This window comes from Aeromicrobium sp. (assembly GCF_036675695.1).
GTDB lineage: Bacteria > Actinomycetota > Actinomycetes > Propionibacteriales > Nocardioidaceae > Aeromicrobium.
Map to the genome: position 1 here is coordinate 1 of NZ_JAKFEL010000201.1, position 5,504 is coordinate 5,504.

A 5,504-nucleotide genomic window follows, 5' to 3' on the forward strand; every position below is an offset into this window, starting at 1 on the left:
CATACACAGCCGAGGACTTCGGACTCACCGAAGCCGGGCTGGAGCAAGATTTCGCGTTCTATCAGAAGGAGATTGCGCCGTGATCCTCAAAGACGAGGTCGTCATCATTTCGGGTGTTGGAGCTGGACTCGGTGCCAAGCTGGCCATCCGTGCCGCCAAGGAAGGCGCGAAGGTCGTCATGTCGGCGCGCTCGGCCGATGTCATGGCCCAGACCCTCAAAGAGATCACCGCAGCAGGTGGCGAGGCCATCGCGGTGCAGTGCGACGTGCGGAAGCAGGACGAGGTCGAAGCGGTGATGGCAGCCGCCGTTGAGAAGTTCGGCAAGATCACCGGTCTGGTCAACAGTGCGTACGGGCACCCGGGCTTCACCGATCTCCTCGACACCGAGGAGAAGGCGCTACGCCGCTCGATGGACATCACCTTGTACGGAGCTCTCAACATGAGCCGTGCAGCCGCCGCGCGCATGAAGGACGGCGGATCGATCGTCAACGTCGGCACGATGTCGACGCGTGTCCCGCTGCAGGGTGAGGGCGGCTACGCCATCGCCAAGGCAGCCATGGGTGCCGCCAGCCAGTACATGGCGCTCGAGCTCGGCTCGAAGGGCATCCGCGTCAACCAGGCGATCCTCGGCTGGCTCGACGGTCCCGGCGTGCGGTTCTACCTGACGATGACCGCCGAGGAGAAGGGCATCACCGAGCAAGAGGTGTACGACGACATCGCGTCGCGCAATCCGCTCGGCCGTATCCCGACGGATGAAGCCTGCGCAGGCGGCATCCTCTACCTCCTGTCGAACTACGCGTCCGAAGTCACCGGCGCAACCCTAGATGTCAACGGTGGGGAGTACATGCCGGCATGAACTGCACCCCACGGTGTTCTTCGCCTCCCCCGCTTCGCTCCGCCGGCGAACAACACCGCGGGGACCCCGCATGAGCACCCATCTCGTGACGTCCGTGACGGTGCAGATCAATGCGCCGGCGGCGTTCGTGTGGGACGTGCTGGTCGATTATCCGAGCTATCCAGAGTGGAATCCGTACACGGTTGCCGCGGAGACCAGTCTGGAGCTCGGTGATCGGATCGATCTGACCTTGCCTCAGGTCGACGGCTCCGACTCCACATTCATCAACGGTGAATTCATCCGGATCGTCGACCCGCCGAATCACCTGCGCTATGACACCGGCGAAGAGATGCAGGGAATTCACGCTCAGCGAGATCAGTACATCACCGAGACGGGTCCCGACACGTGCGAGTACTACACGACTGACACCTTCGTGGGGGACCTTGCCGACCTGGTGATGGAGACAACCGGTGACTGGGTCAAGGCCGGCTTCGACTCGGTGGCGACGTCATTGAAAGCCCGCGCCGAAGCGCTCTTCGCCGCCCGCTGATCTACGACGCGAAGCGGTCGGTTGCCTCGATGATCGCGTCGAGGATCCCGGGCTCTGTGAACGCGTGACCGGCGTCGGGGATCATCCGGAACTCGGCCTCCGGCCATGCCCGGTGAAGGTCCCAGGCCGTCGTCGCCGGCGTACACATGTCGTAGCGGCCCTGGATGATCACGCCAGGAATGCCCTTGAGCTTGGCTGATTCGGTGACCAGCTGATTGTCGGTGAACCAACCGTCGTTCATGAAGAAGTGGTTCTCGATTCGGGCGAACGCCACAGCGAAGGCATCTTCGGTGAAGTGATCGATCAGCTCGGTGTCCTGGAGCAGTGTGATCGTCGAGGACTCCCAGCGTGCCCAGGCCTTGGCAGCGGGTATGTGGACTGCAGGATCCGGGTTGTTGAGCAAGCGGCTGTAGGCCTCAATGAGGTGCCCGCGCTGGTCTTCGGGCACCGGTGCGATGTAGCCCTCCCAGAGGTCGGGGTAGACGTTGGCGGCGCCGCCTTCGTAGAACCAGTCGAGCTCGCTCCTGCGGAGGGTGAAGATGCCGCGCAGCACGAGCTCAGTCACGGCGTCCGGATGCTTCTGCGCGTACGCGAGAGCCAAAGCTGAGCCCCAGGATCCGCCGCACACGAGCCAACGGTCGACACCGAGATGTGCGCGAAGTGTCTCGATGTCCTCGACGAGGTGCCAGGTCGTGATGGCGTTGAGGTCCGCGTCCGGCGCACTGGTGTGCGGCAGGCTGTTGCCGCAACCCCTTTGGTCGAACAGCACGATGCGGTACTTCGACGGGTCGAACACGCGTCGCTGATCCGGGCTCGATGCTCCGCCCGGCCCGCCATGGAGATAGACCGCAGGCTTGCCGTCAGGGTTGCCCGACACCTCGTAGTAGATCTGTTGGCCGTCGCCGACATCGAGCAATCCGGAGTCGAAGGGTTCGATGTCTGGGTAGAAGGCGCGCATGTGTACGACCTTAACGACGTGACCCCTACTGAGGACCCGGGCGTCCGAGCGTGATGAGCTCCGGTTCGGCGGCCGTTCCACAGCATCCGCCGGTCTCTGCGGTTTCGTCATCGAACAAGCCGGAGCCACCACACACGCCCGTCTCCGGGAGAGTCAGCTCGACCCGAGCAGCGGCCTCGTGGTCGCCGGCGATGGCCGCTGCCACGGAGCGGGTCTGCTCGAACCCGGTGAGCGCCAAGAACGAGGTGGCGCGGCCGTACGACTTCATGCCCACCAGATAGAACCCGGTCTCGGGCTGGGCGAGCTCCTTGGCTCCGTGCGGATAGACCGTGCCGCAGGAGTGCTCGTTCGGGTCGATCAGCGGTGCGAGCTGGCGGGGTGCCTGAAGCACGGGATCGAGATCAAGGCGGACCTCCGACAGCATCTCCAGGTTCGGTCGGAAGCCAGTCAGGACGACAACCTCGTCGACTCCTTCGACGATCTGGTTGTCGAAGGACTCGATGATCAATCGACCATCCGAACCCGTGCTGACCTTGGACGTGCGGAACCCGTTGAGTGTGGTGACTGGACCTTCGGCGACAGCAGCCTGGGCCTGTTGGCCGAGTGCACCGCGCTGCGGAAGCTCGTCCTGGCCGCTGCCCGCGAAGGCTGCGCCGATGTTGCTACGACGGACAAGCCAGGTCACCCGGGTGTTGGGCTCGTCCTTGGCCAAGGCGGTCAGACCGATCAGCGCTCCCTTGGCGGATGCACCGGTGCCGGCGACGACGACATGCTTGCCGGCATAGCGGGCTCGCTCGGTGGCGTTCTGCAGGTCTGGGATCCGGTAGCTGATGTGGTCTGCGGCCTCGGCTTCGCCGATGGCGACGACGCCGTCACCGCCGAGGGGGTTCGGTCCGGTCCACGTTCCGGAAGCATCGACGACGGCCCGCGCCTGGATGTGGCCGGCGCCAGTTGGGCTGAGTACATGCACGGTGAAAGGGGCGTCGTCTCGACCGGAACTGACGAGCCGGTCGCGACTCTGCTTGGCCACCGACGTGACAGTCGTGCCGTACCGAACTGAATCACCGAGTACGTCTGCGAGTGGTTGGAGGTAGCCGGAGACCCATTCGGCGCCAGTCGGATAGCGCTTGGCGTTCGGCGGGGTCCAGCCAGCGTCGGCCAGCAGCTTCTCGCCCGCAGGGTCAATGAGCTCCGACCACGCGGAGAACAGTCGGACGTGTCCCCACTGAGTGACGGCGGCACCAGCGGCCGGTCCGGATTCGAGCACGAGGACATCCACGTCGCGGCCTCGGAAATGGGCCGCAGCGGCGAGGCCGGATGGTCCTGCGCCGATGACGACGACGGGGAGTTCAGTGGTGGTGGTCTGGTGAGACATCAGGTTCCTAGCTTCCAATACATTCATGGTTGTCGATATATCAGACTCTACCCATACATCGAAGAATGTCAATGGATCGGGTACGATTGCCGTATGCCAACCGCGCTGACCATCCTCGATTCATCGGAGTCGACCTGCTGCTCGCCCATCACGAGCGGGGTCATGAGTGACGACGAGGCGACGACGTTGGCGATCAAGTTTAAGGCGATGAGCGACCCGACGCGACTCAAGCTGCTCTCGTTGGTCGCCGCAACTCAAGGCGGCGAAGCCTGCGTGTGCGACTTGAACGAGCCCCTCGATCTGTCGCAGCCGACGGTGTCGCACCACCTGAAGATTCTCGTTGAGGCTGGATTGCTCACTCGCTCGAAGCGTGGTCGGTGGGCCTACTTTGCTCTCGTACCCGGTGCACTGCCCTCGTTGGCGGACACGCTTCAGGCCTGAACCCTCCTCAGACCGCGCGGCGTTCCAAGAGGATGGTGTCGCGCCACACGCCGTCGAGCTGAGCGATGCGTTCTCGACGTCCGACGTCTCGAAAGCCGGCTGCTCGGTGAATGGCGAGGCTGGCGAGATTCTCCGGAAAGATCGATGTCTGGAGCGTCCACAATCCAGCGGCGTCGGCCGCTGCGACTTGATGTCGGACCAGGGCCGAGCCCACGCCCATGCCGGCGCTGGCTGCGTCTACGTACACGGAGGTCTCACCGACTCCGCGGTAGCAGTCGCGCTGCGATGTCGGCGAGACCGATGCCCAGCCGATGACGATCCCGTTCAGCTCGGCGACCCAACGCTGTCCAGGCAGCCACTTCGAGTCGAGGGCGTCCGCAGGAGGCACGTCAGTCTCGAACGTCGCATTACCGGTGGCGATGCCGTCTGCGTAGATCTGACGCACGACTTCCCAGTCGCCCTGTTCAAGGGCACGTAGCCGGAAGTTCGCCGAATTCACGTGGGCCCTGTGGGACTCGATCCCCTACTGCGCACTCGCTTCGCTCGTGAACGCGCAGCGGGGGCCCACCCAAGGGGTTCTCGCACGATTCCTCCTAGTTTGATGGTCGGGAACCGACCAAAGAACAAGAGCGGTCGGATCCCGACCATCAAGTGGGCCCTGTGGGACTCGATCCCCTACTGCGCACTCGCTTCGCTCGTGACCGCGCAGCGGGGGCCCACCCAAGGGGTTCTCGCACTCTACTCAAATTCGCCGAATGAGACCGGCCAAAGAACAGCCGGCCTCCATCGGCGAAGTGGGCCCTGTGGGACTCGAACCCACAACCCGCGGATTAAAAGTCCGCTGCTCTGCCAATTGAGCTAAAGGCCCTGCGACCCAAGTCTGCCAGTCCAATCTTGAAAGTCCTGCGCGGGGACGCCGTAGGGTCTAGCCTCGAATTCAGGGGATGATCGACGGCCGTGGCATGGAGAACTGAACCCTCTCGCCGCTACGATGGCCGTTTCGTGACGGAGTACATCACCACTGGGAGACCACGAATGCCAGAGCCCTTGGACAGTCGCCTCCGCGACGACCAGGCACTCGACGAGATCGAGTTGACGAGTCGGCTGATGATCGCGGCCTCCGCCAAGGAAGGCCATCTCTCGCAGCGAGAAGTCGACGAGCTCCTCGGTATCGTCCAGGCTGGCTGACCGATTGGCACCCGCGATTGACACTCCAGTTCGTTGTGCATCTAGCATGGGCGTGCCCTATCCAGCACTGACGGGAGTTTGTCGTGCGTTTTCGCATTCGACCAACTGAGACATCGTTCTACGATCTGTTCTCCGAGATGGCAGCCCATCTCGTGAC

Annotated in this window: 7 protein-coding genes and 1 tRNA gene; 4 read left to right on the top strand and 4 right to left on the bottom strand. The window is 63.6% G+C overall.

Annotated elements, in window-relative coordinates; genetic code table 11:
- Positions 1 to 79: 79 nt before the first annotated feature.
- Complete coding sequence (locus V6M39_RS12855; protein ID WP_332644212.1) at positions 80 to 856, top strand: SDR family oxidoreductase; 777 nt, start codon at positions 80 to 82, stop codon at positions 854 to 856.
- 70 nt (positions 857 to 926) lie between these two features.
- The gene (locus V6M39_RS12860) at positions 927 to 1,385 is read left to right on the top strand and encodes an SRPBCC domain-containing protein (RefSeq protein WP_332644213.1); all 459 of its coding nucleotides are present in this window, start codon (positions 927 to 929) and stop codon (positions 1,383 to 1,385) included.
- A gap of 1 nt (position 1,386) precedes the next feature.
- Here the strand turns inward: V6M39_RS12860 and pip are convergent, their stop codons facing one another.
- Positions 1,387 to 2,343 (bottom strand): prolyl aminopeptidase, encoded by a 957-nt coding sequence (pip, locus tag V6M39_RS12865; RefSeq protein ID WP_332644214.1) that lies wholly within the window; start codon positions 2,341 to 2,343, stop codon positions 1,387 to 1,389.
- Between the two features lie 25 nt (positions 2,344 to 2,368).
- The gene (locus V6M39_RS12870; protein ID WP_332644215.1) at positions 2,369 to 3,718 is read right to left on the bottom strand and encodes an NAD(P)-binding domain-containing protein; all 1,350 of its coding nucleotides are present in this window, start codon (positions 3,716 to 3,718) and stop codon (positions 2,369 to 2,371) included.
- 93 nt (positions 3,719 to 3,811) lie between these two features.
- Between V6M39_RS12870 and V6M39_RS12875 the strand changes: the two genes are divergently transcribed.
- Positions 3,812 to 4,159, top strand: coding sequence for an ArsR/SmtB family transcription factor (locus tag V6M39_RS12875; protein WP_332644216.1), 348 nt, complete (start codon positions 3,812 to 3,814; stop codon positions 4,157 to 4,159).
- A 7-nt stretch (positions 4,160 to 4,166) separates the two neighbouring features.
- On the opposite strand, the gene V6M39_RS12880 is transcribed toward V6M39_RS12875, so the two are convergent.
- Positions 4,167 to 4,658 carry a GNAT family N-acetyltransferase gene (locus tag V6M39_RS12880; protein ID WP_332644217.1) on the bottom strand — a complete coding sequence of 164 codons (492 nt, stop codon included), beginning with the start codon at positions 4,656 to 4,658 and terminating at the stop codon, positions 4,167 to 4,169.
- Between the two features lie 296 nt (positions 4,659 to 4,954).
- Positions 4,955 to 5,027: transfer RNA gene (locus V6M39_RS12885), tRNA-Lys, on the bottom strand.
- A gap of 167 nt (positions 5,028 to 5,194) precedes the next feature.
- Between V6M39_RS12885 and V6M39_RS12890 the strand changes: the two genes are divergently transcribed.
- On the top strand, positions 5,195 to 5,347 hold the full coding sequence (locus V6M39_RS12890; protein WP_332644218.1) for a hypothetical protein: 153 nt from the start codon (positions 5,195 to 5,197) through the stop codon (positions 5,345 to 5,347).
- Positions 5,348 to 5,504 lie beyond the last annotated feature (157 nt).